Origin of the sequence: Cellulomonas fimi ATCC 484 (assembly GCF_000212695.1) — a bacterium.
Lineage (GTDB): Bacteria > Actinomycetota > Actinomycetes > Actinomycetales > Cellulomonadaceae > Cellulomonas > Cellulomonas fimi.
In genome coordinates this window covers 3,969,040-3,995,698 of the sequence record NC_015514.1, presented here as the reverse complement: position 1 = coordinate 3,995,698, position 26,659 = coordinate 3,969,040, and the positions used below count along the sequence as shown (strand labels likewise).

The following is a 26,659-nucleotide window of genomic DNA, read 5'->3' as shown; positions in this document are numbered from 1 at the left end:
TGATCCGATCGACCGCCGGGAGTCGCCATGACCAGCACGAGCACCGCCACCACGCCCCGCGCAGGACGCCTCGACCGCCGCGTCGTCGACTGGGCGGTCGCCGACGTACCCGACCTCGCCGGGCGGCGCGCGGTCGTCACCGGCGCGTCCGCCGGGCTCGGGCGGGCCCTCGCCGGCCACCTCGCGCGCGCCGGTGCCGACGTCGTCCTCGTCGCACGCGACGAGTCACGCGGAGCCGTCGTGCGCGACGCGCTCGTCGCCGCCGGGGTACGCGGCCGCGTCACGGTCGAGCGCGCCGACCTCGCGGACCTCGGATCGGTCGAGCGGCTCGCGGAGCGGCTCCTCACGGACCGGGTCGACCTCGACGTCCTCGTGCACAACGCGGGCACGGGCGCCGCCGCGCGCCGCACCACCGCCCAGGGCCACGAGGTGCTGCTCGCGACGCACGTCCTCGGGCCGCACCTGCTGAGCGGGCGGCTGCGCGGCGCGCTCGAGCAGGGCAGCTCCCCGCGGGTCGTGACCGTCGGGTCGGGACTGCACCGGCTGGTGCGCACGCGGCTCGACCTCGACGACCTCGAGGGCGAGCGCCGCTACAGCCCCGCGCGCGCGTACGTGCAGACCAAGACCGCCGGCATGGTCGTCGCGCGCGAGCTCGACCGGCGCCTGCAGGCTGCGGGCTCGCCCGTCCGCAGCGTCGTCGCACACCCCGGCGTCGCGCGCACCGCCCTGCAGTCCAGCGGCACGACGCTCGCGGAGCGCGCCGTCGCGCGGGTGCTCGCTGCGACGATGGGCCGGGACGTCGAGCAGTCGGTGCTCCCGCTGCTGCACGCCGCGACCGCGGACGACGTCGTGCGCGACCGGCTGCTCGGCCCGGGCGGCCCGAGGGACCGGACGGTCGTCACCTCCGAGCGGCACGTCGGCGCCCTGGCCGACCCCGCCGTCGGGGCCGCGGCCTGGGACGCGGTCGAGGACGCCGTGGCCGGTTGACGGTCCAGGCGTGTCGTCTCGCCATGGCCACGGCAACCGGGGAGGCACGAGCAAGGTCAGCGGGTCGGCTGGTCGCCGCCGTGCGGGGCCGCGGGGCCCGCGGAGCGTGCGGGCAGGTCGTCCCAGGTGTCGGTGCGGGCCGCCGGTAGGGTCGGAGTCCGCGCGCGGTGCAAGGGTGGCCGCTGCGCCGACCCGGTGGCGAGCGAGAGGTGCGGACGTGGCGGACGGCAAGGTCAAGCGGGTCGGCATCCTCACCGCGGGCGGCGACAGCCCCGGCCTCAACGCGGCGATCCGCGGGTTCGGCAAGGCGGCGATCGGCGCCTACGGCATGGAGCTCATCGGGTTCCGCGACGGCGTGACGGGTCTCGTCGAGAACCGGTCTGTCCCGCTCGACGGCGCCGCGCTGTCCGGCATCCTCACGGTCGGCGGGACGATCCTCGGCACCAGCCGCGACAAGGTGCACCGGTGGGTCGTCGACGGCGAGGTCCGCGACATGGTGCCGACCGTCGTCGAGAACTACCACCGCGAGGGCCTGGACGCGCTGGTCATGCTGGGCGGCGGCGGCACCGCGAAGAACGCGATGAAGCTCGTCGAGGCGGGTCTCAACGTCATCCACCTGCCGAAGACGATCGACAACGACATCGCGCGCACCGACACCACGTTCGGCTTCGCGACCGCGACCGAGATCGCGACCGAGGCGATCGACCGCGTGCACTCCACGGCCCACAGCCACCACCGGATCATCCTCACCGAGATCATGGGCCACCGGGCCGGCTGGCTCACGCTCGGCGCGGGCATCGCGGGCGGCGCCGACATCATCCTCATCCCCGAGATCCCGTACACCGTCGAGTCGATCGCCGAGACGATCCGCGCCCGCCGCGCGCGCGGCTCGAACTTCAGCGTCATCGCCGTCGCCGAGGGTGCGCGCGACGTGGGCGACACCGCCGACTTCGAGGCGGCCCGGCTGCTGGTCAAGGCCGCGAAGACGCCCGAGGCGGTCAAGGCCGCGAAGGCGCACCTCGCGCACGTCGAGGACCAGCAGCGCGAGCACACCTTCAAGCTGGCCCGTGAGCTCGAGGCCGCGACGTCGCTGGAGAGCCGCGTGACGATCCTCGGCTACGTGCAGCGCGGGGGAGCACCGGTCGCCGCCGACCGGATCCTCGCGACCCGGCTCGGTGCGGCCGCGGCCGACGCGCTCGCGCGCGGCGAGTCGGGCGTCATGGTCGCCGCCCGCGGGGAGGGGACCGAGCTCGTCCCGCTCGCCGAGGTGGCCGGCAAGGTCAAGCTCGTCCCGCCGGACCACGAGTGGATCACCGCCGCCCGTCAGGTCGGCACGGGCCTCGGCGACTAGCGGCCGCGCGTAGGCAGACACTGACTCCGTGGACACGACCGCTCCCGACTGGGACGACCTCGACCTGACGGCAGCGCGCCAACAGGCGTTGTCCGGGGGGCGCGTCTCGGACGTCGGTCGTCGCGCGAGACGGTGCCGGTGACTGCGCTCTCGCTGTGGTCGCTGACGCGCGAACCGGGTGGTTCGTCGTCGCGCTCGGCCACCACGGGACGGGTGAGTCATTCGTCCCGACGGTGATCGACCCGGCGGAGGCGGAGACCCGAGTGTGGGGCTCCGTTGCCACCGCGTTCGGCCAGGGCCCACGACTGCACTACGCCCGTCGTGCGAGCTGCATCAGTCAGAGGTCTACGCATGCGAGGCCCTGACGGCGCGTGGGCAGTCCACGAGCCAAGCTCCGCGGGTTGGGCCGTGAGCTGCATGTCGTTCGACGACTTCAACACGCTGCCGCAGGTCGAGATCTTCGAGGACGGGGCGTGGAGCGCGCTCGCCGGTGAGCCGCGAGGCGACGGTGCCGGGCCATGACCGCCGCCGGTGCACCCACGCTCGTGACCCGCTGCCCGGCGGACGCCGGCCCCCGCACCGTGACCGGCCCTGCCATCTGACGGCGTCGACCTGCGACCAGGACGCACCTCGGAGAGGTAGGGACGTGGCGGTCCGGCGCTGACGGACAAGGACGACGCGGCGGCGGTCCGCGCGGCGAGGTGGGCGAAGGTATCGGCGAGTGCCGGCGGCCGACGACCCCGACGCCGGACTCGAGAACGGGCCAGGTGGGCCGCGAGCGCGGTCCAGGAGGACGACCCCGCGGTCATGCGGCAGCGGTCGGAGTCGAGGACCTCGACGGTCGCGTCGGCAGCGAAGGGCAGGACGTCGGCGGCGGCAGTGCCAGCTCGACGGTCCCCTCGCACGGCCAGGTGTCGGGGCGGTCGGAACCGCGGAAGCTGCGGACAGGGACCCGGCGACGTCGCCGCCGGGCACCTCGCGCGGGGGGAAGCGCGGGCCTCCGGGTCAGGGGCGGGAACTCGCCGTGCCGGCCGTTGCCGCCGCCGTGAAGCGTGCGGCGAGCCGGGAGAACGCGTCGGCGAGTGCGGGCGGGCCGACGACGGCCAGGTCCGCGTCGAAGCGGCCGAGGTGCGCGGCGAGCGCGGTCCAGGACCACGAGCCGGCGGTCACCCTGCAGCGGGATGGGCCGACGTCCTCGACCGTCGCGTCGCCCGCGAAGGGCACGACGTCGGCGGCGGGGAGGGACAGCACGACGGTTCCCTCGCACGGCCAGGCACCCGGGCGGTCCGAGCCGCGGAAACGGGCCGAGAGGAACGCGGCGACGTCGCCGCCCGGCACCTCGCGGGGCGTGAACCGTGGGCCGCGCGGGGTGCGGGGCGTGAGGCGGTCGGCGCGGAAGACGCGCCAGTCGTCGCGGTCGACGTCCCACGCGACGAGGTACCAGCGGCCCCGGGCGGCGACGACGTGGTGCGGCTCGACCCGGCGTGGGGCGACGACCGGGTGCGCTGCGGACGAGCCCGGCGGAGCGACGGTCGCGTCCCGCGACGAGGCGTAGTCGAACCGCAGGACCTCACGGGCGCGGACGGCGGACGAGAGCGCGACGAGCGTCGCGGGCAACGCGGAGTCGCGGGGAGCCGTCGGGGCTGTGACGACGTCGACCGCGTCGAGCCGGTGCCGCAGGCGCGGGGGCATCACCTGCCGGAGCGTCGCGAGCGCGCGGGCAGCCGCGTCCTCGACGCCGGCGCCGGTCACGGCGGCCGCACGCAGGGCCACGGCGAGGGCGACGGCCTGCTCGTCGTCGAACAGCAGCGGCGGCAGCGCCGACCCCGCGTCGAGCCGGTAGCCGCCCGCGCGGCCCTTCGCGGAGTCGATGCGGTAGCCCATCGTGCGCAGCCGGTCGACGTCGCGGCGGACGGTGCGCGAGGTGGTGCCCAGGCGCTCGGCGAGCTCCTGGCCGGGCCAGTCGCGGTGCGCCTGCAGCAGCGACAGCAGGCGTAGCAGCCGCTCTGTCGTCCCCATGGTCCGAGCCTAGGGAATCAGAGGACCGTACCTGTCCTCTGAGATGGCGAGGGTGGGCAGTGCCCGCCGACGACCGGTGCGGCACCGAGACCGAGGAGCAGCCATGACCATCGCCACCACGCCCCACCTCAACTTCCGCGGCGACGCGCGCGCCGCGCTCGACCTCTACGCGGCCGCCTTCGGCGGCACCACGACGGTCGTGACCTACGCCGACGCGCACGCCGTCACCGACGCGGCCGAGGCCGACCAGGTGATGTGGGGCCAGGTCGTCTCGCCCGACGGGTTCCGCGTCATGGCGTACGACGTGCCGTCGCACACCGCGTACGAGCCCGGTGTCATCCCCGTGTTCGTGTCCGTCCGCGGCGCCGACGCCGACGAGCTCACCCGGTACTGGGAGCGGCTCGTCGACGGCGCGACGGTCGTCGTGCCGCTCGGCCCCGCGGCGTGGGCACCGCTGTACGGCATGCTGCGCGACCGGTTCGGCGTGACGTGGGTGCTCGACGTCGCGGTGCCGTGGGACGCCGCGTGACCCTGGCGGCAACCGGGTGAACCGGGCGTCGGACCGGCGACGGGCGGGGACGGGCGCTGGCACCATCCGGGCGTGAGCGAAGGATTCGCGCCCCCGCCCGGCTGGTACCCGGACGGCCGCACGACCGGTGTGCTGCGGTGGTTCGACGGCGCCGGCTGGACGGAGCACACGACGCCCCACCCGGCGCACAGCCGCCCCGCCCCAGCACCCGACCCGGTCCTCCCGGTCGCGTCGCGACCGTCGTCCTTCGTGCCCGGGGGCGGCATGGCGGCGGCCGGCGCGGTGGGCGGGAGCTCGTTCGGCCAGGTGCCCCTCCGCCTCGGGCAGTCGCTGAACCTCGCCGACACGGTGTTGCAGAGCGAGGCGTACCGCACCAACCGCGTCCGCGAGGCGCAGGTCAAGCGCCGCAACGCGCTCTGGTTCTCGCTCGGCGGCGCGCTCGCGCTCCTCGCCCTGTCGGGCCTGGTCGCGTTCGCGACGCGCACGATCATCGGCGTCCCGACGATCGTCTGCCTCATGGGCGCGGCCGGGCTCGCCACCCAGGCGGTGCGGGGCTACCGGGACGCGGTGTTCCGCGGCGCGGAGCCGCTGAGCCCCGGGGGGTGGGTCGCCGTCGCGGTCGCCGGGCTGCTCGCCGTCGGTGTCGCCGTCGCCGGTCCCGTCGTGACGGTCGTCGCTGTTACGGAGTCCGTGCGGGAGGCCGTCGGCGGTTGACGTCCGCTGTGGCCCGGGTCGCTCGCGGCGCGGGAACCGGTGCGGCCCGGTGCGCGTTGACGGGTGCGGACGAGGTTCCCCCCCAGGAGAGAGATGGACAGCGACAGCAGTACCCGCCCACCCCGCCGACGACGACCGGTGAGGGTGGGTGAGCACTGAGATGTGGGTGCTGTCCTTGCTCGTCGGGCTGCTCGTGGTGCTCGCGATCACCGCCGCCACCGGCTGGTTCGTGGCGCAGGAGTTCGCGTACATGGCGGTGGACCGCTCGCGCCTCGGCGCGCGCACCGCTGCGGGCGACCCTGGGGCGCGTCGTGCGCTCGCCGTCACGAAGCGGACGTCGTTCATGCTGTCGGGTGCGCAGCTCGGCATCACGGTGACCGGCCTGCTCGTCGGGTACGTCGCGGAGCCGCTCGTCGGCGAGTCGCTCGGCGAGGCGTTGGGGGGCGTCGGCGTGCCGACGGGTGTCGGGCTCGCGGTCGGCACGGTGCTCGCGCTGCTGCTGTCGACGCTGGTCCAGATGGTGTTCGGCGAGCTGTTCCCGAAGAACCTCGCGATCGCCCGCCCCGAGCCCGTCGCCGTCGCGCTCGCGTCCTCGACGACCGTCTACCTGCGCGTCATGGGCTGGCTGATCCGCGTGTTCGACTCCGCGTCGAACGCGCTTCTGCGTGTGCTGCGGATCGACCCCGTGCACGACGTCGAGCACTCCGCGACCGTCCGCGACCTCGAGCACATCGTCGCGGAGTCCGCGCAGTCCGGTGACCTCCCGCCCGAGCTGTCGGTGCTGCTCGACCGCATCCTCGACTTCCCCGAGCGGGACGTCGAGCACGCGATGGTGCCGCGCTCGCGGGTCGACGTGCTGCGGCCCGACGACACCGTGGGCGACGTCCGGCTGCACATGAGCACCGGCCACTCCCGCTACCCGGTGCTGTCGGACGACGAGGACGTCCTCGGCGTCGTCCACCTGCAGGACGTGCTGGCGACGACCGAGAGCGACGACGCCCCGGTGGCGTCGCTGCTGCGCCCGCCCGTGCTCGTCCCCACGTCGATGGCGCTGCCCGACGCGCTGCGCGCGCTGTCCGGCACGAACCAGCTCGCGTGCGTGCTCGACGAGTACGGCGGCCTCGCGGGCGTCGTCACCGTCGAGGACCTCGCGGAGGAGCTGGTCGGGGAGATCACCGACGAGCACGACCCCGACGCCGCGACCGGTCCCGTGCTGGAGGACGGCGCGTGGACGGTCCCGGGTGAGCTGCACCTCGACGAGCTCGAGCGCACCATCGGCCGCGACCTGCCGCGCGGCGACCACGAGACGGTCGCCGGGCTCGTCATCGACGCGCACGGCGCGCTCCCGCCCGTCGGGGCCGGCGTCGTCGTCCTGCTCCCCGCCGACCCGGCCGAGCTCGCGCACGCCGGACGGTCCGAGGAGGTCTGGATGCGGCTCGACGTGCTCGCCGTCGAGCGGCACGTGCCGTCGTCCGTGCGCGTCACCGTCCCGGCAGAACCCCCGCCCACCGCCGAGGAGATCGCCGCGACCCAGGAGGACGCCCGATGAGCCCTCTCGCCGTCGCCCTGGTCACGGCCGCGCTGATCGCGCTGTCCGCGTTCTTCGTCGCCGTCGAGTTCGCCTCCCTCGCCGCCAAGCGGCACCGCCTGGAGGACGACGCCCCGACAAGCCGCTCCGCGCGCGCCGCGCTGCGCTCGGCGGGCGAGCTCACCGTCCTGCTCGCGGGCGCCCAGCTCGGCATCACCGCCTGCACCCTCGCGCTCGGCGCCGTCACCAAGCCGGCCGTGCACCACTGGCTCACGCCCGCGTTCGAGTCGTGGGGCGCCGCCCCGTGGCTCGCCGACGTGGCGGGGTTCGTGCTCGCCCTCGTCGTCGTGACGTTCCTGCACCTCGTCGTCGGGGAGATGGCACCGAAGTCGTGGGCGATCGGGCACCCGGAGTCGTCGGCGACGCTGCTGGCGTTGCCGATGCGCGCGTTCATGTGGGCGACCCGGCCGCTGCTGCGCGGGCTCAACGAGGCCGCCAACTGGTGCCTGCGCCGGGTCGGCGTCGAGCCGTCCGGCACGCTCGCGACCGGCCAGAACCCCGACGACCTGCGGCACCTCGTCGAACACTCCGCGAACGTCGGCGCGCTCGACGCCGCGTACTCCGCGCAGGTGACGGGCGCGCTCGACCTGCAGACCCTCACCGTCGCCGACCTCACGCGCCCGGACCCCGACCCCACGGCCGTGCCGTCGGGGGCGACCGCCGCGGACGTGCGTGCCGCGACCCGGGCCTCCGGGCACCTGCGTGTGCTCGTCGGAGCCCGGGACGACCTCGTCGGCGTCGTGCACGTGCGCGACACCCTCCTGCGTGGCGACGACGAGCACGTCGACGACCTCGTGCGACCCGTGCTCACGCTCGACGCGCGCACGCCCGTGTACGAGGCGCTCGCGCAGATGCGGGAGAGCCGCCAGCACCTCGCCGTGCTGCGGGACGCGGGGCGGTTCGCGGGCGTCGTCACGCTCGACGACCTCGTCGCCCGGCTGTTCCCGCGCGTCGCCGAGGTGGTCTGACGCGGGCACTGCACACATCGGCGTCGAGCGGCGTTCTTGGGGGGCAAGCACGTCCCGATGACCTGGAGGTCTCCATGACCAGCAGCACCCGCTCGAACCGCGCGCACTTCCTGCGCCTGACGGCGATCGGCGTCGCCGCCACCGGCCTGTGCGTCGCGGGCGCCGGTCTGGCGGCTGCGGCCAGTCCGCAGTGGGGCTTCGCGCGGGCCGTCGAGGACGCCGCGCAGGTCGTCGGCATCGACTGGTCGGCGATGCCGGAGAACTACACGCGGGAGCAGTACGAGGCGTACTGGGCCGCCGAGTACTCTGCCGAGGACCTCGAGGCGCTCCAGGAGATGTGGTCGGTGGACGAGACCGAGGCCAAGGCGCGTGCCGGCCAGATGCTCATCGACGGCGAGGCGCTGCCGTTCGCGCCCGGCACCCACGCCAGCCCGACGGTCACCGCCGACGACGAGGCCGAGATCGCCGCGTTCTTCGCCGCCGGCTACGACGCCGACGACGTCGCGGAGCTCGGTGCGCTGTGGAGCACCGACGCGCTCGAGACCAAGGCCCGTGCCGGTCAGCTCCTGCTCGACGGTCAGACGCTGCCGGTCGAGGGCCCCGGCGCCACCCCCGCCGGCTGACGTCGTGCACCTGGCACCGCTCACGACCCGTCCGGAGGACACCATCGACGCCCTGACGTGGCGCACCGGGTTCGAGATCGAGCTGCTCGCGCCCGGCGGTTCCGACCGCCAGGTGCTCGCGGACGCCCTCGCCGCGCGTCACGGCGGCCGGGTCCGACGGTCGTTCCACACGGACAGCGAGCCGTCGGCGGTGCCAGGTGTCGGGGTGTTCCGCCACCTGTCCCCGGCGTTCGACGTGGTCGACGCGCAGGGGGCGCCGATCGCGCGGCTCGTCGACGACATCACCATCGTGGCCGACCTGGTCGGCGTCGGGACGACCGCGCGCGGCCACCGGGGCTGGTACCGGCTGCTGTCCGACGACGCCCGGCTGCTGCGGCTCGTCGAACGGCACGCCGACCCCGATGCGGCGCTGCCCGACGTGCTCGGACCCGTGGCGGAGCTGGTCGGCACCAGCGTCGAGCTGCGGGGCGGCGCGGCCCGGGTGAACGACGCCGCCGGCGCGACCGTCGCCGTGGCGATGCCGCTGCCCGCGGGTCGGGAGCGGCCGACCGAGATCGTCACGCCGCCGCTGGTCGCCGACCACGCCCGAGCGCTCGAGGACCTGCTCGGGCCGGCACGCGACCTCGGGTTCACCGTGCCGGCGGAGGCGGCCGTGCACGTGCACCTCGACGGGGCGCCGTTCCGTCGGCCGGCGGCGTTCGCCAACGTGGTCCGGCTGTTCGGACACTGGCGTGAACCGCTGCACGTCGCGCTCGAGACCAACCCGGCCTGCCGCCGGCTCGGCGCCCTGCCCGAGGGTCTCCTCGACCTGGTCGAGCGCGTCCCGGCGCCGTCGTGGGACGCGCTCCGGGCCGCCGCGCGTGGGCTCGGGCTGACCAAGTACGCGGACGTCAACCTCACCCAGCTCGTCGCGGACCGCCCGGTGCGGGACACCCTCGAGGTCCGGATCCTGCCGGGCGACCTCGACGCCCGGGCGATCGTGCGCCGTGCCGCCCTGGTCGAGCGGTTGCTGCTGCGGTGCCTGGACGACCGCCCGGTCCCCCGCCCCGACGCCGACGCCGCTCGTGACGCGACGGCCGCGCTGGAGGCGCTCGCCGGCGTGCGTGAGGCGGTGGGCCGGTGACCACCTGGCTGCCCGTGACCGGGCCGGAGTGCGCCCCCACCCGACGCATCGCGCCCCTCCCGACGCCGGCGCGCGGGGTCGCCCTGCCACCCGCGCTCGACGACGTGGTCCGCACGCACCTGCCGGGCCTGCTGCGGTACGCGACGATCCTGGTCGGCGACGAGCACACCGCCGCCGACCTGGTGCAGGAGGTCCTGCTGCGCGCGCACGTGCGCTGGCACCGGATCGCCCTGATGGAGCGCCCGGACCTCTACCTGCGGCGGATGGTCACCAACGAGCACCTGTCCTGGCGACGCCGCTGGCACGTGCGCACCATCCGCCCGGCCACCGACGAGGTGATCACCGCGCACGCCGGCACCTCCCGGGACCACGCCCACGGGCTGGCCGAGGAGGACGCCATGTGGCAGCGCCTCGGACGGCTGCCTCCGCGCCAGCGCGCGGTCCTTGTCCTGCGCTACTACGAGGGGCTCCCGGACGCCGAGATCGCGGCCGTCCTGGGGACCTCGCCCGCCACCGTCCGAGCCCACGCCGCGCGCGCCCTGGCGACGCTGCGCACCGACCCCACCCTGGAGACGCGATGACCCCGCACCCTGTCCGCCCCGTCCCGGGCGGCGCCGGTACCCCGGACGACGACCTCGCGCGCGCCGTCACCGCCGCGCTGCGCTCGCGCGAGCCGGACGCGGCCGACGTCCGCCACGCGACCGACCGGATCGCCGCGAGGATCGCCGCAGCGGACGGGGTCGCCGCGATCCGCCCGATCCGGCGTCGCGCGGGCACCGTCGCGGCCGCGACCGTGGTGACCTCGACCCTCGCCGTCGTCGGCGCGGGCGCCGCCGCGGCGGCCCACCCGTACACGCCGTTCGCCGAGGTGGTCGAGGGGGCCGCGGCCGTCGTGGGCGTCGAGTGGTCGGCCATGCCCGCCGGGTACACCCGCGAGCAGTACGAGGCGTTCTGGGGCCAGGGGTACACCGCCGAGGACGTCGCGGTGCTGAGCGACCTGTGGCAGACCGACGCGACGACGGCCAAGGCGCGCGCCGGCCAGCTGCTGCTCGACGGCGAGACCGTACCGGTGCCGCCCGCGTCCACCCCGGTCACCGAGGTGCTGGACGACCCGTCCACGGCCTACTGGGACGCGGGCTACGGGCCGGCCGAGGCCGAGCAGCTCGCCGAGCTGTGGGGCGTCGACCTCATGGAGGCCAAGGCCCGCGCCGGGCGGATGCTCGTGGACGGGCAGGAGCTGCCGGTCGAGCCGCAGCACTGACGTCCCGGCACCCGTGCCGTCTGCGAGGGCGACCTACGCCGTCGCCCGGTCGCCCTCACGGGCCCGGGTGGCGGTGGTCGCCCGTCGGGCGACCGCGACGTCCCCGAGGATGACGGTGAGCAGCACCGTGTTCGTCAGCCACGACAGCGTGAGCGGAGTGACGACGGGCGCGAGCAGCACGAGCGCGAGCGCCGCGGCCCCGCCGCCGAGGTGCCACGCGGACCAGCGCCCGCCCGTCGCGCGCCGGAAAAGCGTGTTGCCGAGCAGGTAGACCGCCGCGGCCCCGCACATGAGCCAGGCCGTCCACCCGTCGGTCGCGCCGTGGTGGCCCTCGGGGTGCAGCAGCACCAGCTCGTCGGCGACCGCGGTCGCGACGATGCCCATGACCAGCAGGAACGGCACGTACGTGTAGGCCGTCTGCGCGACCATCCCGGTCTCGTCGCGCGACACGAAGAACTCCGTCGCGCGCCGCTCCGACCGGTCGAAGAACAGCAGCCACATGAGGACGGTCGACACGAACGCCGCGAGGAACGCGACGATCGTCACCGGCGTCACCGTGAGGTCACCGAACGCGGTGCCCGTCACGATGATCGACTCGCCGAGGCTGATGATCATGAACAGCGCCACGCGCTCCGCCATGTGGTCGCCGCGGACCTCCCACGTCGACGCGTGCGTGCCGCGCATGCCGGGCACCCAGAACATCGCCCGCGGACCCGTGGCGTCGATCAGCGCCGCGACGACCCACAGCAGCAGCCGCTGCTCGTCGAGCAGGGCACCCGCGACCCAGAAGGCGCTCGACACCGACAACCAGACCGTGATCCGCACGAAGTTCAGGGCGTTGGCCGGCCAGTGCCGGCCCATCGCCCACGCCGTGAACAGCGTGCGCCCCATCTGGATGACGACGTACGGCACCGCGAACAGCAGCGCCTTGTCGCCGAACGCCTCCGGGATCGCGCTCGACATGAGCAGTCCCAGCAGCATGAGGACGAGGAGCATCGCCCGCACCGGCAGCCGCTCCGGGTCCAGCCAGTTCGTCACCCACGTGGTGTCCATCCACAGCCACCAGACCGCCCAGCCGAGGATCAGCGTCTGCACCAGGTGCTCGCCGTCCGGGTGCGCGATCAGCAGGTGCGACAGCTGCGTCACCGCGAACACGAACACCAGGTCGAAGAACAGCTCGACGTAGCCGACGCGGCTGCCGTCGTGGCCGTCGCCGTGCCGCAGCACGTCGGCACGCATCCCGATCCGTCCGCCGCCCGTGCCCAGCCGTCCGGTGCTCGTCATGGCGGCGATCCTGCCAGCCACGACGCGGCGTGCCGAGGGTCACGCGCATCCAGTTTGGGGACTGGCCCGTGCTCCCTGTATCGTTCAGGACGGCCCGCGAGGGCCATGCGCCCGTAGCTCAATGGATAGAGCATCTGACTACGGATCAGAAGGTTGGGGGTTCGAGTCCCTTCGGGCGCACAGATGAAAGGCCCGGCACCCCAGGTGCCGGGCCTTTGTCGTTGCTGGCGACGGACGCGCATGCGAGCTGCACCGCGCGTCACGGCTCGACGCACGGACGGACGGCCCGGTGCGGCCGCTCGGTCTCGCAGGTCGCAGGTCGCGGCCAGGGCAGGGCGCGCGGTGGGGGAGACGTTTGTCCCTGCCGGGGGCGGGCGTGCGGCGAGACGCTGGAGGGGTGGGGCCGTCCGGAGGGAGGATCCCGTGAGCGTCGTCGACCGGCCCGCAGGACCGACACGGAGGCAGACGTCGGCCGCCGCCCAGCGCGGCGGCTACGTGGTCGCCGCGATCGTGAACGGCGTGCTGCTGTGGTTGCTGGCCGTCGAGCCGGGCTGGCGTGCGGTGCCGTTCCTCACGGAGGACGCCGCTGCCGTCGTGCCGCTCGTCGGGGCGTCGCTCGCGGCCGGGATCGTCGCGAACGGCGTGTACGTGCTGGTGGACAGCCCGGTGGTCCGGGCCGTCGGCGAGATGGTCGTGACCGGCATCGGCCTGGTCGCGCTCGTCGCGACGTGGCGCGTCTTCCCGTTCGCGTTCACCGACCCGGCCGTCGACTGGGAGTACGTGACGCGCGTCGTGCTGGTGTTCGCGATGGTGGGCAGCGTCGTCGGGATCGTGGTCGCGCTCGTGCGCCTGGTCCTCGCGCTGGCGCGTCCCGCGAGCGCGGCTCCGTAGACGGACCGCGGGGCGCGTCGGACACCCCGTCGCGCCGGGCGGGCGGTGCGAGGGCCACGAGCGTGCCATTCCTGCTCGCCGGATGTCTCGACCAGGCGCGAGGTCTCGGGTGGCGGGCGGTGAGCCTGAGCGTCGAGGACGGCAACGTCGCCGCCCGAGGGCTCTACGCCCGGCACGGGTTCGTGACGGTCGGCCGCGACCGGGGCTCCGACACGATGCTGCGCGAGCTCCGAGCCCGCCGCCGTCCCGCGGTCGCACGAAGGTGCGACCGAACCGATCCCCCCAGCAGGTCGACGGGACCCGCCGTCAGGCGAGCGCGGCGGCCGACGCGACCAGCACCTCGCGCTGTCCCGCGGCGTGCGCGCGCAGACGGTCGCCCAGGTCGGTCAGCCAGGCCGCGTCCTCGGCGGTGTCGAGGATGCGGTCGAGGTCGGCGAGGTGCGCGGCAGCGAGGGCCCCGACGTGGGGCAGGAGGGCGTCGTGCGTGACGGTCGTGCCCGACGTCCGGGAGTAGCCGTCGAGGAACCCGTCCAGCAGGCGCGGGTGCGCGGGGTGGGCCGGGTCGGGGCCGAGCAGGTCGCGCACGGCCGACGCGACGTCGGCCGCGGCGGGACGCAGCGCAGCCTCGTCGAGGTCGAAGCACACGGGCCGCCAGCCGCGCCAGCGCAGGTTGTCGAGCTCGTAGTCGCCGTGCCCGACGACCGTCCGGGCGGGTCCGCCCCGGCCCAGCGCGTCGGCCAGGACGCGGGCCGCGTCGGCGACGTCGGTGTCGGGGGAGCGGGCCAGCGCCGCGAGCGGGGAGACGGGGGCGGGCTCGACGACGTCCTCGTAGCGGGCGGCAGCGAGGTGGAAGCGACCCAGCCCGCGGCCCCAGGCGGCGGCCAGGTCGACGGTGAGGTCGTCGACGTCGGTCTCGTCGCCGTCGACGCGGCGGACCACCGCGGCGAGCACCGGACCGAGCGGCGTGGTCAGGCGTTCGAGGAGCCGCCCGGACGTCGACGGGACGAGGGGTGCGACGTCGGCCGCGTCGGCGGACAGTCGCGCGTGCAGGAGCGTGCCGCGCGCGAAGCCGCGGGCCCCGGCGGCGCGCTCGGGCACCCACCGCACGTAGAGCACACCACGGGGGTCGGCCCCGGCCGGGACGACGACCACGTGCGACGCGGACGACCGCCAGTACAGCGCCTGCCCCGTCCCGACACCCCATGCGGCGGCGACCGCGTCGGCGACCGGCGAGCGCCACTGGTCGTCGACGGCGTCGTGCACGTCGCGGATCTGGGACAGGGTGAGCACGAGCGCATCGTGGGCATCCCGGACCCTCGTCGGCCACGGCAATACGTCCTGTCTCGACGGGCAGCGGGTCGTGGGTCCCACGCCAGGGCGGGCAGGCCGGGTGAGCATGGCTGTGTGCGACAGACGCCGGTCTACTACTACTCCTCGACCTCGGGGCTGGTCCGGGCGTTCGCGGAGCGGCTCGAGCGCCCCGTGCTCAACCTCGCGGAGCGCGAGCACCGGCTGTCCGAGGTCGACGGGCCGTGGGTGCTGCTGACGCCGTCGTACAAGACGGGCAACCCGGCGAACGACACGATCCCCGAGGCGGTGCGCCGGTTCCTGAGCTCGCCGGTGAACCGGCGCGCGATGGTCGGCGTCATGGGGTCGGGCAACCGGAACTTCGGCACGCACTACCAGATGGCGTGCCGGGAGATCGCGGCGCGGTCGCACCGACCGGTGCTGTTCGAGTTCGAGCTCGCGGGGACGCCGTGGGACGTCGCGCGCTGCCGTGAGGTGCTCGCGGAGCTCGACGAGGCTCTCGCGCTCGCGCACGACGCGCCCGTCGCAGGCTGACGCCGGCGCACGACGAGCGCGCCGCGGACGACGCCGGCCGTGACCGGCGCGGGACCGACGTGCCCGTCGTGCGAGGGTTCTGTGCGACCGCGGGCCACGCGCACGCGACGACGACGTCCCGCCCCCTGGACCCGAGGAGCCCGCCGTGCCCGACCCGCTGCACATCCGTCCCGCGGCCTGGACGGTGCCGTCGACGCGGCCCGCGATGGCGAACGAGGTGGACCGGCGGCCGGGGCTCGCGCTGACGTCGCGGTACCTGGAGCGCGACGGCGTGCCGTGGGTGCCGGTGTCGGGCGAGGTGCACTACTCGCGCGTGCCGCGGGAGCGGTGGCGCGAGCGGCTGCTGCTGGCCCGCTCGGGCGGGGTCGACGTGGTCGCGACGTACGTGCTGTGGATCCACCACGAGCCGGTGCGCGGCCAGGTGCGGTTCGACGGGGACCTCGACGTGGCGGCGTTCGTCCGCACGTGCGCGGAGCTGGGCCTGTCGGTCGTGCTGCGGGTGGGCCCGTGGTGCCACGCGGAGGTCCGCAACGGCGGGCTGCCGGACTGGGTGCAGGACGCGCCGCTGGCGCACCGCACCGACGACCCGGCGTACCTGGACCTCGTGCGGGGGTGGTTCGGCCGGCTCGGTGCGCAGCTCGCGGGGCTGTGCGGGCCGGACGGGCCGGTGCTCGGCATCCAGCTCGACAACGAGCTGTACGACCAGCCGGGCCACCTGGTCACGCTCAAGCGGCTCGCGCGTGAGGCCGGCCTGCACGCTCCGGTGTGGACCGCGACGGCGTGGGGCGGGGCGCAGCTCCCGGCCGGCGAGGTGCTGCCGCTGTACGGCGGGTACGGCGACGGCTTCTGGGTCGACGCCGACGAGGGCTGGCACCCGACGTTCCGCGCGCACTACCGCGTGTCGCACACGTGGGACGACCCCGGCATCGGGGCGGACGTGCGCGGCGAGCAGGTGCGGGCCGTCGAGCGGGACACCGCGTTCCCGCCGGCGACGTGCGAGCTGGGCGGTGGCATGGCGACGACGTACCACCGGCGGCCGGTGCCGTCGGCGCTCGACGTGGCGGCGGTCGCGCACGCGAAGATCGCGTCGGGCTCGGCGTGGCAGGGCTACTACATGTACGCGGGCGGCACGAACCCCGCGCCGGACCTGCAGGAGTCACACGCGACCGGCTACCCGAACGACCTGCCGACCTACGACTACGACTTCCACGCGCCCGTCGGCGCCGCGGGGCTGCTGGCGCCCTCGCACGCGGCCCTGCGCACCCAGCACGCGTTCCTCGCCGCGTTCGGGCCCGCGCTCGCGACGATGCCGGCGACGCTGCCCGCCGACCTCCCCTCCGGACCGGACGACGTCGCGACCCCGCGCTGGTCGGTGCGTGCGGACGGCGGTGCCGGCTTCGTGTTCGTCGTGCACCACCAGCCGCACGTCCCGCTGCCGACGCTGCCCGCGTTCCAGGTGCACGTCGACCTGCCCGACGGCCCGCTCGTGCTGCCGTCCCGGCCCGTCGACGTGCCGGCGGGGACGCTCGCGCGCTGGCCGTTCGGCCTCGACGTCCCGGCACCGGACGGCTCGGTGCGGCTGCGCTGGGCGACCGCGTCCGCGCTGACGACGCTGACCGACGGCACGCTCGTGCTGCTCGCGTCGGCGGGTGTGCCGGTCGAGCTCGGGGTCGACCCCCAGGTGCGCGTGACGGGCGGCGCCGAGGAGGTCGCGCCCGGCGTGCACGCGCTCGACGAGCGCCACGGCGGGCTGGTGCTGCTGCACCCGGCGGACCCGGCGCACCCCGCACGGCGGACCCGCGCAGCGCACGCGACGGCGGGGGCCGGGGCGCGGGGCGGCGCGTCGCCGGGCGAGGCCGACGGTGCCGCGCGCGTGCTCGTGGTCGGGGCGGCGGACGCGGACCGCGTCTGGGTGGTCGACGGACCCGACGGCCGGGCCCTGCTGCGCTGCGCGGAGCCGCTGTGGGTCGAGGGCGGCGAGGTCGTGGTCCGCGCCTCCCGACCGCCGCGCGTGGACCGGTGGACGGGCGACGCCTGGCTCCCGGTCCGCACGACGCCGGACGCCGCGGGGGTGGGCACCGGCCGGGTGCCCACGGTGCCGGTGCGCGCGGCCGCCGAGCCGCGCGCGTCCTACGGTGCGCGTGAGGGCCGCGCGTCGGCCCCGGCGGCCGGCGTCGTCGCGGAGCTGGCGGCCGAGCACCGGCTCGCGGACGTCGGCACGCCCGAGCCCGGCACGCGGCGCGTGCTGGAGGTCGCGTGGGCGGGGGACGTCGCGCAGCTCCTCGTCGACGGCCGCGTCGTCGCGGACCGGTTCTGGGACGGCACACCGTGGCACGTGGACCTCGACGTGCTGCCCGGTGCGGAGGCGGACCGCGTCGCGGTGCGCCTGCTGCCGCTGCACCGCGAGGCCGCGGTGTGGCTGCCCCCGGACGCGGCCGACCGCCGGCGCTCGTCGGACGGCCCCCTCGGCGCGCTCGACGCCGCGACCCTCGCGCGCTCGACGACGTGGCGCGCGCGGCTCGCCTGACCTGCCGCCCCGAACCTCCACCGAACCGCCCCACCGAAGCGCCCACGGGCGTGAGCGTGGGCGCCTAGCATCGCGGCCGTGAGCGGTGCGCGCGGGCGGGTGCGGCGGGGCGTGACGGCGGGTGCCGTCGCGGTCGTCTGGGTGCTCGCGGCCGTGACGGTCGTCGTGCAGGGCGTCGGCCAGGCGGCCGTGCGCGGCTCGGTGCAGGACGTGCCGCCGTCGGGCGTGGTGATCGTGCCGGGTGCCGGCCTGCGCCCCGACGGGACGCCGTCGACGTACCTGCGCCGCCGCCTCGACGCGGCCGCGGAGCTCTACGCGCAGGGCACGGTCGAAGTCGTCCTGGTCAGCGGCGACAACCGCACGCCGCAGCACGACGAGCCGACGGCGATGCGCGACTGGCTCGTCGAGCGCGGCGTCCCGGCGGACCGGGTCGTGCGGGACCACGCGGGCCTCGACACGCACGACACGTGCGTGCGCGCGCACGACGTCTTCGGCGTCGAGGAGGCTGTCGTCGTCACGCAGTCGTACCACCTGCGCCGCATGCTGTTCTCCTGCCGGGCCGCGGGGATCGACGTCACGGGCGTCGGGGTCTCGGCCGCGAGCGTCGAGCCCGCCAAGGCGGTCGTCTACCGCGTCCGGGAGCTGCCCGCGTCGTGGCGGGCCGCGCTCGACGCGGTGACCCGGCGCCCGCCCGTGCACGGCGGCCCGGTCGAGCCGGGTGTGACGGACGTCCTCGCGCGCGTCCCCTGACGCCTCCGTGCGCACCGCCCGAGCCCGGGGCAGGGTGGGACGGGACAGGGGGAGGGTGCGCATGCGCGACGGCGGAGAGGTCTCGACGGGCGGGCCGGAGGCCGTGCACGTCGACTGGGCGGTCCCGCCCGGGCCGCGGGACTGGCTGTACGGGACCGGCGCCACGCGCGTCGAGCGCGGGGTCGTGTGGCTCACGGCGGCGGCGTGCGTCACGGCGCTGCTCCTCACGGCACCGACGACGTGGTCGTGGGGCACGTGGCTCGCGGTGCTGCTGGTGACGCTCGACGTGACGGGCGGGGTGGCCGCGAACGCGCTCGGGACCGCCAAGCGGCTGTACCACGCACCGCTCGCGCCGCCCGTGACGCGGCTCGACCGGGTGCTGCACGACCCGCTCGCGTTCGCCGCGCTGCACGTGCACCCGTTCGTGCTGGTCGTCGTCGTGCCCGACGCGACGTGGGTGTGGGCGCTGTGGTGGTACCTCGTCCCGCTCGGCGGGGTCGTGCTCGTGCGGACCGTCCCGGTGCACCTGCAACGGCCCGTGGCGCTCGGCGTCGCGGCCGTGGCGCTCGTCGCCGCACCCGTCGTCGGTGCCCCGGACGGGTTGTCCTGGTTCGGCCCGGTGATGGTCCTCAAGCTCGTCGTGGCGCATGCTGTGCGGGAGGAGCCGTACCGCCCGGCGCCCCGGGAGCCGGGGGTGGGTCAGGGTCTGACCAGGGCCTGACCAGGGACGTCACCCATGTCGCCGCCGCCCGCACGCGAGGACGATCGTCCCGTCAGGCCCGTGCGGGCGTGCAGTGAGGTGGAGGACATGACGACGAAGCAGGCGCCCATCGCGAGCGCGCGCGGACTGGTGAAGACGTACGGCCGGGGCGACACGGCGGTGCATGCGCTCGCGGGTGTCGACGTCGACTTCGGGCGCGGTGAGCTGACCGCGATCATGGGCCCCTCGGGGTCCGGCAAGTCGACCCTGATGCACTGCATGGCGGGCCTGGACCGCACGGACGCCGGCACGGTCGTCGTCGACGGCCTCGAGGTCAGCGGCATGAACGAGCGGCGGCTGACGAAGCTGCGCCGCGACCGGCTCGGGTTCGTCTTCCAGGCGTTCAACCTGGTGCCGACCCTGACGGCGCTGGAGAACATCACGCTGCCGCTCGACATCGCGCGCCGTCCCGTCGACCGCGCCCACCTCGACACGGTGGTGCAGGCCGTGGGACTCGCGGACCGCCTCGACCACAAGCCCGCCGAGCTCTCGGGCGGCCAGCAGCAGCGCGTCGCGTGCGCCCGTGCGCTCGTCACGCGCCCCGCGGTGGTGTTCGCCGACGAGCCGACCGGCAACCTCGACTCGCAGTCGTCCGCGGAGGTGCTGGGCTTCCTGCGCCGGTCCGTCGACGAGCTGGGCCAGTCCGTCGTCATGGTCACGCACGACCCGACCGCGGCGTCCTACGCGCACCGGGTGCTGTTCCTCGCGGACGGCCGCCTGGTCGGTGAGGTCCTCGACCCGACGCCCGACTCGGTGCTCGCCGCGCTGACGGCGCTGCGACCCGCGCGCGACGCCGCCCCGGTGCCCGCCCCGCTCACGGCTGCGGCCGTGGCGCAGCCCGTCGCCCGCTGATGGGCCGCGTCGCGCTGCGCGGGATCCGCGCGCACCTCGTCCGCTTCCTGCTCTCCCTGCTCGCGGTCGCCCTGGGCGTCGCGTTCGTCGCCGGCACCTTCGCGCTGCGCACCATGCTGTCCTCGACGTTCGACGGCATCGTCGACGCCGCCGCCCCCGCCGACGTGTACGTGCGCGCCGCCGAGACGCAGGGCTCGTCCGTCGTGACGGGCGGTGCGACGGGGCAGCGCGTGCCGCTCGACCTGGTCGAGGACGTCGCCGCCGTGGACGGTGTCGCGCACGCGATCCCGGGCGTGCAGGGCCCGATCGTGCTCGTCGGGGCCGACGGGACCGCGGTGCAGAGCACCCAGGCGCCGAGCGTGGCGCTGCTGTACGTCCCCGACGACCCGTCGCTCGACCTGGTCGAGGGCCGCGCGCCCGAGCGTGCCGGGGAGGTCGCGCTGGAGACCGCGACCCTCGAGTCGTCGGGCCTGGCCGTGGGGGACACCACGACCGCGGTGCTCGGCGGCGAGGTCACGGAGGTCGAGATCGTCGGCCGCGTCGACCTGGGCGGCCCCATGGCGGGCGCCACGCTCGTCCTCGTGGACCAGGCCACCGGCCTGTCCGTGCTGGCGCCCGACGGCGGCGTGTCGGAGATCGCTGTCTACGCCGCGGACGGGACGACGCCCGAGGAGCTCGTGGACCGCCTGGACGGGTTCGCGTCCGACGGCCTCGAGGTGATCACGGGCGACGCGCTGCGCGCCGACAGCAAGGCGGACATCGCCGACCAGCTCGGCTTCATCACGACGTTCCTGCTGGTCTTCGCCGCGATCGCGCTGTTCGTGGGGGCGTTCATCATCTCGAACACGTTCGCCATGTCGGTGCGGCAGCGGATGCGCGAGCTCGCGCTGCTGCGGGCCGTGGGGGCCTCGCCGGCGCAGGTGTTCTCGTCGGTGCTCGTGCAGGCCGCCGTCGTCGGGCTCCTCGGCTCGGCGCTGGGGATCGCGGGCGGTCTCGGGCTCGTGTCGGGGCTGCGCGTCGTGCTCGGCTCGGTCGGCATGGACCTCGTCGGGGACATCCCCGTCGACGCCGCGACCATCGGCGTCTCGCTGCTCGTCGGCACGCTCGTGAGCGTCCTCGCGGCGGCGCTGCCCGCCCGCCGGGCCGCGCTCGTGCCGCCCGTCGAGGCCATGCGCGACGACGTCGCGGTGCCGGAGCGCTCGCTGCGGTGGCGTGCGATCGGCGGCCTGGTGATCACGGGCGTGGGGGTCGCCGCGCTGGTCACGGCGCTCGTGCGGCCCGAGGCCGACGCCGCCGAGCCCGCGCTCGGCGTGGGCGCCGGAGCGGTGCTGGTCGGCGTGCTCATGCTGTCGCCCGTCGTCGCCCGCGCCGCCGTCGGGGTCCTCGCGTGGCCGTTCGTCCGGCTGCTGCGGCCCGTCGGCCGGCTGGCGCACGGCAACGTCGTCCGCAACCCGCGCCGCACCGCCAACACGGCCGGCGCGCTCATGATCGGCATGGCGCTGGTCGGTGCCGTCTCGGTGATCGCGGTGTCCGCGCAGCAGTCCGTCGCGGGCGTCGTCGAGGCGCAGACCGACGCGGACGTCGTCGTGCGGTCCGCCAACCAGGTGATCCCGGCGGGCGCGGTCGACGACGTGACCGGGCTGCCGGAGGTCGGCACCGCGGACGCGGTCGCGTTCGTGCCGCTGCCGGTCGCCGTCGGCGACGACGAGCCCGCGGTCCAGTACGTGATCGGCGTGGACGACGGGACGCTCGGCCGCTCGATCGAGGTGGAGGTCGTCGACGGCGACCTCGACGGCCTCGCCGACGGCCAGGCGGTCGTGCAGGAGGCGGCCGCGGAGTCGAACGGCTGGAAGGTCGGCGACACGATGACGATCACGGGCGCCGACGGCCCGCAGCGCCTCACGGTCGCCGCGGTGTTCACCACGAACGTGCTCGGTTCGCCCGTCGTGGTCGACCAGGACGTCCTGGACGGCCTCGTGCCGCGCGACCAGCAGCAGGTCGACACGATCCTCGTGTCCGCCGCCGCCGGGGTCGGCACGGCGGAGCTCCAGGACGCCGTCGCGGACGTCGTCGCCCCGTACGTGGTCGTGTCCGTGCTGACCCGGGACGAGTTCGTGTCGAGCCTGGCCGACCAGGTGAACCAGATGCTCGTCATCCTGTACGCGCTGCTCGGCCTCTCGGTCGTCATCGCGGTGCTGGGGATCGTCAACACCCTGGCGCTGTCCGTGATCGAGCGGACGCGTGAGATCGGGCTCCTGCGCGCCGTCGGCCTCGGCCGTCTGCAGCTCGCCGGCACGGTCACGGTCGAGTCGGTCCTGACGGCCGTCTTCGGGACCGTCCTGGGCCTGCTCGTCGGCGTCGCGCTGGCCTCGACGATGCCCACCGTGTTCGCCGACGACGGCCTGTCCTCGCTGGTCGTGCCGTGGGGCAGCCTCGCCGGGATGCTGGTGCTCGCGGTCGTCGTGGGGGTGCTCGCGGCGGTCTGGCCGGGCGTCCGCGCGGCACGGCTGAAGGTCCTCGACGCGGTCGCCTACGAGTGACCCACCCCCTCTCGCGGGGTCGCCCGGTCGGACGAATGCGCAGGTCCGAGTGACCAAAGTCCCGCGCAGACGGCCCCGCGAGGGGGTGGGATAGCACCATCGCCCCGGGCAAACCGGCAGGTGCGGCCGGTCGGGGCAGCAGGGGGCACAACGCCCGGACGTGGGGACGCGTCCGTGGCAGGAGGAGGGCGCGTCCGACCCCCGGTCCCCGCGCGCCCTCCTCCGTGCCCCCACTCTCAGGGGTGCGCCGTCGTCTGCCGCGACGACCTCCGACGCGCCCACCCCGTCGACCGCCCCGACCGCCCGCGCGAGGGCCTGTCGGCCGGTCTCGCCGACGGCAGCGTGCGGGACGGGGACGTGGGCAGACGCCCCGCACCGGTGGTCTCTCGGCCACGACGCTCGCCGCGCGACTCGCGTCCCGCTCCTGCGGCGCCCCGGGCGCCGTCACCGCTGAGGTCGGTCGGCACCTGGCGCTCGGCGCCGACACCGGCTCGCCCCCTGACGGTGGGCGTCCAGCTCCCGCATCGTGCGGCACTCGCGGCGTGCGCCGTGCGGCGTGCGGCGTCGCGTCCGCCGGTGCGCGATAGCGCACGCGAGCACCGTCGTCACACTTTCTCCACATGCTGGGACTTGGGTCCCGCTCGCGGGGTTCATTCAGACGCAACGATCTTCACGTGAGCCCGATCGGCTCACCGGGTCTGGGGAGACCCGCACTCCGGGGGTACCGAAAGGTCACGAACCATGAGCACCATCACCGTCCAGAAGTCGCAGGCCCGCCTGCTCGGCCTCATCGTCATGATCCTCGGAGGCGTGTTCCTCGTCTCCGGCGCCGTCACCTGGGGCGCCGTGTCCAGCAACCTCAAGGCGGAGAACATCACCGTCTCGGAGGACGCGGACATGTTCGCCAACCAGCTGGTCGACACGCCCTGGGAGGCGTACTCGCAGGCCGCGATCATCAACCACCACGCGCTCGACGCGTCCGGCGGCAAGACCTACGCCGAGCTCGACCGTGAGGACCCGGTCCGCGCGACCGTCATGAACGGCTCCTTCCTGCGGGCCTCGCTGTTCACCTCCGTCGTCGCCTTCGGTGTCGCGCTGCTCGTCATGGGCGTCGGCGTGACCTTCGGTGTCGCCGGCTGGGCCATCCGCTCGCTCGGCTCCGCCGTCGCCGGAACCTCGGCGGACGAGCGGCCCGTGGTGGCCGCGGTCTGAACCGCTCGGCGAACCCCGCCGTCTCGGCGGTGATCCCGCCGCGGTGACGACCACCGGAAGGCCGGTGCCCGACCAGGGGGCACCGGCCTTCTGCACGTCCACGTCCGAACGACGGCCGCCCCGCCGCACCCCCGACGACGTCCGCCCAGGTGGCCATGGCGTGTCGGGAAGGCGGCGACGGCCGTCCCCCCGTGTCCCACGGGGCCGAGCCCGACTACGGTGATGAGGGTGACAGCGAACACCGAACCCATCGCGACGCGTGAACGGACTGTCGAGGGCTTCGTGCGGGAGTACCTGCGCGAGCTCAACTTCGGTCAGGGGGTCGACCTCTCGCGAGCGTCCGTCAACGACCAGTACCTCGCCCTCGCACGCACCGTGCGCCACTACCTCATGGTCCGCTGGCTGGAGACGCTGCGTCACCAGTCCGAGATCCAGGCCAAGTCCGTCGCCTACCTCTCGGCGGAGTTCCTCCTGGGCCGGCAGCTCGACAACGCGCTGCTCGCCGCCGACCTGACCGACATCGTCGAGGAGGGCCTGTCCGGCCTCGGCATCAGCCTCGACGAGCTGCGGCAGGCCGAGGTCGAGCCCGGTCTCGGCAACGGCGGCCTCGGTCGCCTCGCGGCGTGCTTCATCGACTCGCTCGCCACCATGAACGTGCCGAGCATCGGCTACGGCATCCGCTACGAGTACGGCATCTTCCGGCAGACGTTCGTCGACGGCCGCCAGGTCGAGAAGCCCGACTCGTGGCTCAGTCTCGGCTCGCCGTGGGAGTTCCCGCACCCCGAGGCGGCCGTGACGGTCAGCTTCGGCGGGTCCGTGGAGGACTGGACGGACGACGACGGCACCGTCCGGCGCCGCTGGAACCCGGGCTGGAGAGTGCTCGGCGTCCCCTACAACTACATGGTCCCCGGGTACGGCAACGGGCGCGTCAACACCCTGCGGCTGTGGAGCGCCCGCGCCACGCGCGCGTTCGACCTGGAGATCTTCAACTCGGGTGACTACGCGCAGGCCGTGCGCGCCCAGACCTTCGCGGAGAACATCTCGAAGGTCCTGTACCCCGAGGACTCCACGCCCCAGGGCAAGGAGCTGCGGCTCCAGCAGCAGTACTTCTTCGTCGCGTGCTCGCTCAAGGACTTCGTCGACCAGGTCCTGCCCGACGACTTCGACCTCACGCGGCTGCCGGACCGCATCCACTTCCAGCTCAACGACACGCACCCCGTCATCGCGATCCCCGAGCTCATGCGGATCCTCGTCGACGAGAAGAAGTGGGCGTGGGACGAGGCGTGGAGCGTCGTGCGCCAGGTGTTCTCCTACACCTGCCACACGCTGCTGCCCGAGGCGCTGGAGATCTGGCCCGTCGAGCTGCTCGGCCGCCTGCTGCCGCGGCACCTGGAGATCATCTACCGCATCAACGAGGAGTTCCTCGAGGGCGTGCGGGCCGCTCACCCGGACGACGAGATCCGGGCACGCCGCATGTCGATCGTCGCCGAGTTCCCCGAGCGGGGGATCCGCATGGCGCACCTCGCGACCGTCGCCGCGGTCAAGGTCAACGGGGTCGCGGCGCTGCACTCGCAGCTGCTGCGGGACAAGGTGCTGCACGACTTCGCCGAGTACTACCCGGGCAAGTTCACGAACGTCACCAACGGCATCACGCCGCGGCGGTTCGTGCGGCTGTCCAACCCGGGCCTGTCGGGCCTCGTCACCGAGGCGCTCGGCAGCGAGAAGTGGGTCACCGACCTCGACCTGCTGAAGGGCCTCGAGCCGCTGGCCGACGACGCCGAGTTCCGCCGCCGGTTCCGCGACGTGAAGGCCGCGAACAAGCGGCGGCTCGTCGGCGTGCTCGCCGAGCGCGACGACCTGCACCTCGACCCGGACACCATGTTCGACGTCATGGTCAAGCGCCTGCACGAGTACAAGCGGCAGATGCTCAAGGTGCTGCACGTCGTCACGCTGTACGAGCAGATCTCGACCGGCGCGCTCGACCCCGCGGACGTCACGCCGCGCACGTTCGCGTTCGGCGCCAAGGCCGCCCCGGGCTACCGGATGGCCAAGGAGATCATCGCGCTCATCAACGCGGTCGGCCGGACCGTCAACGCCGACCCCGCGGTGCAGGGCCGGCTCACCGTCGCGTTCCCCGCCAACTACAACGTCACGCTCGCCGAGACCCTCATCCCGGCCGCCGACCTGTCCGAGCAGATCTCGCTCGCGGGCAAGGAGGCGTCCGGCACGGGGAACATGAAGTTCATGCTCAACGGCGCTCTGACGATCGGCACGGACGACGGCGCGAACGTCGAGATCCGGGAGCTCGTCGGCGACGAGAACTTCTTCCTGTTCGGGCTGACCGAGCCGGAGGTCGCCGACCTCGTCGAGCGCGGCTACCGCCCGGCGTCGTACTACGAGACCAACCCGGGCCTGCGGCACGCTCTCGACCTCATCGCGTCGGGCGCGTTCTCGGGCGGCGACCGCACCGTGTTCGAGCCCATCGTGTCGAACCTCCTGCACGAGGACCGCTTCCTCGTGCTGGCGGACTTCCAGGCGTACGTCGACGCGCAGGCCCGCGTCGACGCCGCCTACGCCGACACCGAGGCGTGGACCCGGTCCGCGATCCTCAACGTCGCCCGCGGCGGGTTCTTCTCGTCCGACCGCTCGATGCGCGACTACCTGGACCGCGTCTGGCACGCGCACCCGGTGCCGCCGTCGGCCTGACGCCCCGCCCGGCGTCCGCCGTCCGTCCGACGCCTGACGCCCCGCACGACCCGCAGGGCCCCGCCGCACGCCGCGACGGGGCCCTGCGGCGTGCCGGCCGTGACCCGCGGGAGGGCTGACGGGACGACGGGC

The 26,659-nt window shown here is 74.9% G+C and carries 22 protein-coding genes and 1 tRNA gene; 20 read left to right on the top strand and 3 right to left on the bottom strand.

The window, feature by feature from the left end; translation table 11 throughout:
* The first annotated feature begins 27 nt into the window (after window positions 1–27).
* Both CELF_RS18025 and CELF_RS18020 read left to right on the top strand, forming a co-directional pair.
* A complete protein-coding gene (locus CELF_RS18025) occupies window positions 28–987 on the top strand; it encodes an SDR family NAD(P)-dependent oxidoreductase (protein ID WP_013772699.1) in 960 nt (319 codons plus the stop codon).
* Between the two features lie 217 nt (window positions 988–1,204).
* Complete coding sequence (locus CELF_RS18020; RefSeq protein WP_013772698.1) at window positions 1,205–2,338, top strand: 6-phosphofructokinase; 1,134 nt, start codon at window positions 1,205–1,207, stop codon at window positions 2,336–2,338.
* A gap of 1,005 nt (window positions 2,339–3,343) precedes the next feature.
* Here CELF_RS18020 and CELF_RS18015 read toward each other — a convergent pair.
* Window positions 3,344–4,357, bottom strand: a complete 1,014-nt coding sequence (locus CELF_RS18015; RefSeq protein WP_013772697.1) for a helix-turn-helix transcriptional regulator — start codon at window positions 4,355–4,357, stop codon at window positions 3,344–3,346.
* A 103-nt stretch (window positions 4,358–4,460) separates the two neighbouring features.
* Here CELF_RS18015 and CELF_RS18010 point away from each other — a divergent pair, with 103 nt between their 5' ends.
* From CELF_RS18010 to CELF_RS17975, 8 genes are all read left to right on the top strand, one after another.
* Complete coding sequence (locus CELF_RS18010; protein ID WP_013772696.1) at window positions 4,461–4,886, top strand: VOC family protein; 426 nt, start codon at window positions 4,461–4,463, stop codon at window positions 4,884–4,886.
* A 72-nt stretch (window positions 4,887–4,958) separates the two neighbouring features.
* Window positions 4,959–5,600 (top strand): DUF2510 domain-containing protein, encoded by a 642-nt coding sequence (locus CELF_RS20975; protein ID WP_013772695.1) that lies wholly within the window; start codon window positions 4,959–4,961, stop codon window positions 5,598–5,600.
* A 160-nt stretch (window positions 5,601–5,760) separates the two neighbouring features.
* Window positions 5,761–7,149: a hemolysin family protein gene (locus CELF_RS18000; protein WP_013772694.1), complete on the top strand. Its 1,389-nt coding sequence runs from the start codon at window positions 5,761–5,763 to the stop codon at window positions 7,147–7,149.
* Window positions 7,146–8,156, top strand: a complete 1,011-nt coding sequence (locus CELF_RS17995; protein WP_013772693.1) for a hemolysin family protein — start codon at window positions 7,146–7,148, stop codon at window positions 8,154–8,156. Before CELF_RS18000 ends, CELF_RS17995 begins: the two co-directional genes overlap by 4 nt.
* Window positions 8,157–8,230: 74 nt before the next feature.
* Window positions 8,231–8,779, top strand: coding sequence for a hypothetical protein (locus CELF_RS17990; RefSeq protein WP_013772692.1), 549 nt, complete (start codon window positions 8,231–8,233; stop codon window positions 8,777–8,779).
* A 4-nt stretch (window positions 8,780–8,783) separates the two neighbouring features.
* Window positions 8,784–9,902 carry an amidoligase family protein gene (locus tag CELF_RS17985; protein ID WP_013772691.1) on the top strand — a complete coding sequence of 373 codons (1,119 nt, stop codon included), beginning with the start codon at window positions 8,784–8,786 and terminating at the stop codon, window positions 9,900–9,902.
* A complete protein-coding gene (locus tag CELF_RS17980; RefSeq protein ID WP_013772690.1) occupies window positions 9,899–10,483 on the top strand; it encodes a SigE family RNA polymerase sigma factor in 585 nt (194 codons plus the stop codon). The genes CELF_RS17985 and CELF_RS17980 overlap by 4 nt, the downstream gene beginning before the upstream one ends.
* Entirely contained in the window at window positions 10,480–11,163 is a 684-nt protein-coding gene (locus CELF_RS17975) for a hypothetical protein (RefSeq protein ID WP_013772689.1), read from the top strand. Before CELF_RS17980 ends, CELF_RS17975 begins: the two co-directional genes overlap by 4 nt.
* A 33-nt stretch (window positions 11,164–11,196) precedes the next feature.
* Here the strand turns inward: CELF_RS17975 and CELF_RS17970 are convergent, their stop codons facing one another.
* Complete coding sequence (locus CELF_RS17970) at window positions 11,197–12,447, bottom strand: low temperature requirement protein A (RefSeq protein WP_013772688.1); 1,251 nt, start codon at window positions 12,445–12,447, stop codon at window positions 11,197–11,199.
* Window positions 12,448–12,554: 107 nt separating this feature from the next.
* Between CELF_RS17970 and CELF_RS17965 the strand changes: the two genes are divergently transcribed.
* Together CELF_RS17965 and CELF_RS17960 are read left to right on the top strand one after the other, a co-directional pair.
* A tRNA-Arg gene (locus CELF_RS17965) sits at window positions 12,555–12,627 on the top strand.
* A gap of 243 nt (window positions 12,628–12,870) precedes the next feature.
* Window positions 12,871–13,338, top strand: coding sequence for a hypothetical protein (locus tag CELF_RS17960; RefSeq protein WP_013772687.1), 468 nt, complete (start codon window positions 12,871–12,873; stop codon window positions 13,336–13,338).
* A gap of 306 nt (window positions 13,339–13,644) precedes the next feature.
* Here CELF_RS17960 and CELF_RS17955 read toward each other — a convergent pair whose 3' ends face one another.
* Window positions 13,645–14,628: a phosphotransferase enzyme family protein gene (locus tag CELF_RS17955; protein WP_049791502.1), complete on the bottom strand. Its 984-nt coding sequence runs from the start codon at window positions 14,626–14,628 to the stop codon at window positions 13,645–13,647.
* Window positions 14,629–14,742: 114 nt separating this feature from the next.
* Between CELF_RS17955 and nrdI the strand changes: the two genes are divergently transcribed.
* The 8 genes from nrdI (at window position 14,743) to CELF_RS17915 (ending at window position 26,527) form a co-directional block, all read left to right on the top strand.
* Window positions 14,743–15,180, top strand: a complete 438-nt coding sequence (gene nrdI, locus CELF_RS17950) for a class Ib ribonucleoside-diphosphate reductase assembly flavoprotein NrdI (protein WP_013772686.1) — start codon at window positions 14,743–14,745, stop codon at window positions 15,178–15,180.
* 145 nt (window positions 15,181–15,325) lie between these two features.
* Window positions 15,326–17,707 carry a beta-galactosidase gene (locus CELF_RS17945; protein WP_013772685.1) on the top strand — a complete coding sequence of 794 codons (2,382 nt, stop codon included), beginning with the start codon at window positions 15,326–15,328 and terminating at the stop codon, window positions 17,705–17,707.
* A 78-nt stretch (window positions 17,708–17,785) separates the two neighbouring features.
* Window positions 17,786–18,457 carry a SanA/YdcF family protein gene (locus CELF_RS17940; RefSeq protein WP_232014269.1) on the top strand — a complete coding sequence of 224 codons (672 nt, stop codon included), beginning with the start codon at window positions 17,786–17,788 and terminating at the stop codon, window positions 18,455–18,457.
* A gap of 61 nt (window positions 18,458–18,518) precedes the next feature.
* Window positions 18,519–19,178 carry a hypothetical protein gene (locus tag CELF_RS17935; protein ID WP_013772683.1) on the top strand — a complete coding sequence of 220 codons (660 nt, stop codon included), beginning with the start codon at window positions 18,519–18,521 and terminating at the stop codon, window positions 19,176–19,178.
* An 87-nt stretch (window positions 19,179–19,265) separates the two neighbouring features.
* Entirely contained in the window at window positions 19,266–20,069 is an 804-nt protein-coding gene (locus tag CELF_RS17930; RefSeq protein ID WP_013772682.1) for an ABC transporter ATP-binding protein, read from the top strand.
* On the top strand, window positions 20,069–22,609 hold the full coding sequence (locus CELF_RS17925) for an ABC transporter permease (protein ID WP_013772681.1): 2,541 nt from the start codon (window positions 20,069–20,071) through the stop codon (window positions 22,607–22,609). Before CELF_RS17930 ends, CELF_RS17925 begins: the two co-directional genes overlap by 1 nt.
* 741 nt (window positions 22,610–23,350) lie before the next feature.
* Complete coding sequence (locus tag CELF_RS17920) at window positions 23,351–23,821, top strand: hypothetical protein (RefSeq protein ID WP_013772680.1); 471 nt, start codon at window positions 23,351–23,353, stop codon at window positions 23,819–23,821.
* 222 nt (window positions 23,822–24,043) lie between these two features.
* On the top strand, window positions 24,044–26,527 hold the full coding sequence (locus CELF_RS17915; protein WP_041553611.1) for a glycogen/starch/alpha-glucan phosphorylase: 2,484 nt from the start codon (window positions 24,044–24,046) through the stop codon (window positions 26,525–26,527).
* The last annotated feature ends 132 nt before the right edge of the window (window positions 26,528–26,659 follow it).

What these genes read in the sequence shown, in the direction of transcription:
- CELF_RS17930 (WP_013772682.1), top strand. Translation starts at nt 19,266, where the DNA reads ATGACGACGAAGCAGGCGCCCATCGCGAGCGCGCGCGGACTGGTGAAG.
- CELF_RS18015 (WP_013772697.1), bottom strand. Translation starts at nt 4,357, where the DNA reads ATGGGGACGACAGAGCGGCTGCTACGCCTGCTGTCGCTGCTGCAGGCG.
- CELF_RS17995 (WP_013772693.1), top strand. Translation starts at nt 7,146, where the DNA reads ATGAGCCCTCTCGCCGTCGCCCTGGTCACGGCCGCGCTGATCGCGCTG.
- CELF_RS17935 (WP_013772683.1), top strand. Translation starts at nt 18,519, where the DNA reads ATGCGCGACGGCGGAGAGGTCTCGACGGGCGGGCCGGAGGCCGTGCAC.
- CELF_RS17990 (WP_013772692.1), top strand. Translation starts at nt 8,231, where the DNA reads ATGACCAGCAGCACCCGCTCGAACCGCGCGCACTTCCTGCGCCTGACG.
- CELF_RS18000 (WP_013772694.1), top strand. Translation starts at nt 5,761, where the DNA reads ATGTGGGTGCTGTCCTTGCTCGTCGGGCTGCTCGTGGTGCTCGCGATC.
- CELF_RS17915 (WP_041553611.1), top strand. Translation starts at nt 24,044, where the DNA reads ATGAGGGTGACAGCGAACACCGAACCCATCGCGACGCGTGAACGGACT.
- CELF_RS17920 (WP_013772680.1), top strand. Translation starts at nt 23,351, where the DNA reads ATGAGCACCATCACCGTCCAGAAGTCGCAGGCCCGCCTGCTCGGCCTC.
- CELF_RS17975 (WP_013772689.1), top strand. Translation starts at nt 10,480, where the DNA reads ATGACCCCGCACCCTGTCCGCCCCGTCCCGGGCGGCGCCGGTACCCCG.
- CELF_RS18025 (WP_013772699.1), top strand. Translation starts at nt 28, where the DNA reads ATGACCAGCACGAGCACCGCCACCACGCCCCGCGCAGGACGCCTCGAC.
- CELF_RS18010 (WP_013772696.1), top strand. Translation starts at nt 4,461, where the DNA reads ATGACCATCGCCACCACGCCCCACCTCAACTTCCGCGGCGACGCGCGC.
- CELF_RS17925 (WP_013772681.1), top strand. Translation starts at nt 20,069, where the DNA reads ATGGGCCGCGTCGCGCTGCGCGGGATCCGCGCGCACCTCGTCCGCTTC.
- CELF_RS17970 (WP_013772688.1), bottom strand. Translation starts at nt 12,447, where the DNA reads ATGACGAGCACCGGACGGCTGGGCACGGGCGGCGGACGGATCGGGATG.